Below are 508 nucleotides of genomic sequence, written 5' to 3' on the forward strand. Positions count from 1 at the left end.
GGCTTGGCTATCAGTAATGTCATGTCTTCTCTCATGTTCGGCGGGGTCTCTGGCTCCGCCGTCGCTGATACCAGTGCCATGGGTCGGACGTATATTCCTGCCATGGTTAATGCAGGCTATGACCGCAGTTTTTCGATTGGCCTGACGGCTGCTTCGTCTCCTATTTCCCCGTTAATTCCGCCTTCTATTGCCTGGATTGTCTATGCATTTATTACCGATCAATCGGTGATGCGTATGTTCGTTGCCGGGGTTGTGCCTGGTTTATTATGGGCGTTGGCCTTGATGGTGGCTGCGTATTTTATTTCCAAGAGAAATAACTATCCGACAGCAGATCCTGCCTCATTCAGTGAAGTGATGGTGACTTTTTGGAAGGCTGTGCCCGCTATCATGATGCCGGTGATTATCTTGTTTGGCATCCGAATGGGCGTTTTTACGGTCACTGAGGCTTCGGTTCTTGCAGTTCTCTATTCGTTGGTGGTAAGTATTTTCGTTTACCGTGACATGAGTC

Annotated in this window: 1 protein-coding gene; it reads left to right on the top strand. The window is 49.0% G+C overall.

Annotation, left to right across the window (positions count from 1 at the left end; translation table 11 throughout):
- Positions 1 to 508, top strand: a 508-nt coding sequence (locus tag IOC61_RS17550) for a TRAP transporter large permease subunit (RefSeq protein ID WP_195690020.1), incomplete at both ends; no start/stop codon positions are given.

Origin of the sequence: Halomonas sp. KAO (assembly GCF_015595025.1) — a bacterium.
In the GTDB taxonomy this organism is placed as follows: Bacteria; Pseudomonadota; Gammaproteobacteria; order Pseudomonadales; family Halomonadaceae; genus Halomonas.